This is a genomic window from Saccharopolyspora sp., assembly GCF_017434145.1.
Lineage (GTDB): Bacteria > Actinomycetota > Actinomycetes > Mycobacteriales > Pseudonocardiaceae > Saccharopolyspora_C > Saccharopolyspora_C galaxeae.
Genome location: NZ_JAFRFW010000786.1, coordinates 1 through 2,716 on the forward strand (window position 1 = coordinate 1; position 2,716 = coordinate 2,716).

The 2,716-nt window shown below is 68.0% G+C and carries 3 protein-coding genes and 1 tRNA gene; 1 reads left to right on the top strand and 3 read right to left on the bottom strand.

What is annotated here, in order from left to right:
- The first annotated feature begins 65 nt into the window (after positions 1-65).
- Positions 66-138 (top strand) — tRNA-Arg (locus IJH84_RS21200).
- 33 nt (positions 139-171) lie between these two features.
- Here the strand turns inward: IJH84_RS21200 and IJH84_RS21205 are convergent.
- From IJH84_RS21205 to IJH84_RS21215, 3 genes are all read right to left on the bottom strand, one after another.
- Complete coding sequence (locus IJH84_RS21205) at positions 172-1,296, bottom strand: site-specific integrase (protein WP_295148082.1); 1,125 nt, start codon at positions 1,294-1,296, stop codon at positions 172-174.
- Positions 1,296-1,475: a helix-turn-helix domain-containing protein gene (locus IJH84_RS21210; RefSeq protein WP_295148086.1), complete on the bottom strand. Its 180-nt coding sequence runs from the start codon at positions 1,473-1,475 to the stop codon at positions 1,296-1,298. Before IJH84_RS21210 ends, IJH84_RS21205 begins: the two co-directional genes overlap by 1 nt.
- Before the next feature lie 5 nt (positions 1,476-1,480).
- Positions 1,481-2,716: replication initiator (locus IJH84_RS21215; protein ID WP_295148088.1), on the bottom strand; the 1,236-nt coding region annotated here is incomplete at its 5' end.

The window sequence follows — 2,716 nt, forward strand, 5'->3', positions numbered from 1 at the left end:
CGCGCAGGCCCCCTTATCGACTCTCCGACCCCATGCGCTAAGGTGAACGACGTCAGCAACGACAAGCCCTCGTAGCTCAGCGGATAGAGCACTGCCCTCCGGAGGCAGGTGTCGCAGGTTCGAGTCCTGCCGAGGGCGCCCAGCGCACAGCGTTGCCGATTCCCTGCAAGATCACTCGCGGGGCACATCCGGGGCACACGCCGCAGCGTCCATCCGATCGGCCACGTCGTTCAGCCGGTCCGGAAACAGGTGCCCGTAGAGATCCAGCGTCATCGTCGCGGTCTTGTGCCCCAACATCTGCTGCACCAGCTTCACGTCCGCTCCCGAGGCGATCGCCAGCGAGGCCGCGGTGTGCCGCAGCTCATGCGGGTGGAACCCGGCCGGTCCGACATCCCGAACCGCAGCATCGAAGACGTTCCGGCGGAAGTTCCTGTACCGCAGGACGCCCCCACGAGGCGCCATGAAGACCAGGGCATCATCCGCCCGACCCTCGATCCGGGGCCGAAGTTCTTCCACCAGGAACCGGGGCATCGGCACCGAGCGCCGCTCGTGCGTCTTCGGCGATCCCCACACCAGTTCACCGTTCACCTCGGTCACCGACTCGGCGACCAGGAACCGGCGGCGCACCAGATCCACCCGGCCGACCCGCAGCGCTGCCATCTCGCCCCACCGCAAGCCGGTGTAGGCCAGGAAGCGCACGACCATCCCGTAAGAACCGCACCGCTCGCCCAACTTCGCCACCGCGGAGTGATCAAGGTAACGGTGGTCCGGCACGTCGGGCCGAGGCAGCCGGATCCCTTCGGCTGGATTTCGCGCGAGGCGCCCGTCCCGCACAGCCCACGCGAGGATCTGTGAGAACACCCGGTGCACCTTCACGACCGAGGCGGCCGACCACTCCCCCGCCAGCCCTGACACCCACGTCTGAACATCGGCGTGCTTGACCGCGGACAGCCGGACCCGGCCCCACTTCGGAACGATGTGCCGGTTGATCGCGATCTCGTATCGGGCGAACGTGGATCGGGCGAGGTGCCCCTGAGCTTGGAGCCACCGGTCCGCCCACTCCTTCACTGTGATCTTTCCCGCATCCGGCGAGACGTAGGTCCCGGACATCATGCCGTGCTCGACCGTCGTCGCGTACTGCTCGGCATCGGCCTTGCGGTGGAAAGACTTCTTGCGCTGGGTGCCGTCTGCCTCGCGCCAGCGCAGCAGCCAACGCGCGCCCACCCCGTACCGGCCGGTCCGCTGCTGCTTGCCATCCGGGCCTTTTCGGTGCCAGCGATCGTCGATGTCAGCCATCAGATGGCCTCGTCTGGTTGTGCGTCGAACCAGGATTCGACGTCTTCCGAGCGGTAGCGGACGTGCTTGCCGACGCGCTTTCCGATGGGGCCGGTGCCGCGGGTGCGCCACTGGTAGACGGTGCTGACCGGGATGCCGAAAAAGTTGGCGACGTCCTGCGGTCCCCATAGCTTCTGCATGGCGGTCAGTCCTTTCTTTCGGAGTCGTGGCGGTGGCGCCGGGTATCGCGGCGGCGTTGGGCGATGCCTTCGGCGATCTCGCGTTCCTCGGGGGTGCGGTGCCCGACCGAGGTCATGTCCCAGTGGTTGACCACGGTCACCGAGTCCTCGATAACGCCGAGCTCGGCCAGGGCGGCTTCGAGGCGGAAGCGGCGGCGGTCGCCGCGGATCTGCTTGAACGTGGTCGAGTACGCCTTGGACTTGCTCAGGAAGTGGCCGCGGAAGGCGAGCATGTGGCACCAGCGGCGCAGGTTGAGGTGATCCAGCTCCTCCAGGGCGCCGAGTGACCAGGCGGTGCGCATGAGCTGCTTGTAATGCTCATTAATCCGAAGCTGCTCGATGTGCGTCTCGGAGCGGATCGGGCGGTCGGCCGCGTCGGACTTGCCGGTTCCCTTGGTGGCGTATTTGGCCACATAGGACGAAAGCCGGTCGTCGCTGATCTGCCCGTCGTCGTCCTCGAAGTCGGGCGCGTTGGCGGGTTTGATCGCCCGGACGTCGATCTGGCGGCCCCAGACCAGGTCACGGCGTCGGCCGTCGATCTCGGGAGTCGTGATCCGCACCTGCGCATGTGCCGCGTGGATGGCGTCGGCCAGCAGGTCCGGGGTGGCCCACGCGGGTGCGTGGTCGGTGGCGCCGTCGGGGCCGTCGAGGCGGATCACGGCGTGGACGTGGAGCGCGCCGCGCCGCTGGTACTCGGCGACCTTGGCGTAGGACAGCCGGGCATGGTCACCGAATTCCCGGACTCGGATTCCGGCCGCCTTCGCGAGGTGGCTGCGCAGGTACGTGACGAACCGGTGCCACAAGACGCCTGCGTGGGCGTTGAACAGGACGTGCCCTGTGTAGTCGTAGCGGGACGGGAACCGGGGTTGCCCGTCGTCGCGGACCGGACCGAACGACGGAGCGGTGAGAGTGAGGAACACCCTCGGACGTTCGGTCACGTGCTCCGGAACGCCCTTCGTCCCACCGGAAAGCCCCGCCCGCAGCAGGTGGAAGGCGTCAGCGGCGTAGCGGTCGGAGCAGGCCGCGCACACGCTTTCGCGCCGGTTGCCGCAGGGCACCATCACGTGCCCACCGCGGTGGGCGAGAACTTGATCAGTGGCGGTGTCGGTGACGGTCCAGGCGCCGGTCATGCGCACCGGGTGCGTACAGCCGCCGGTGGTTTCGACTTGGGCGCGCCAGCGCTGGTAGTCGGTGGCGTGCAG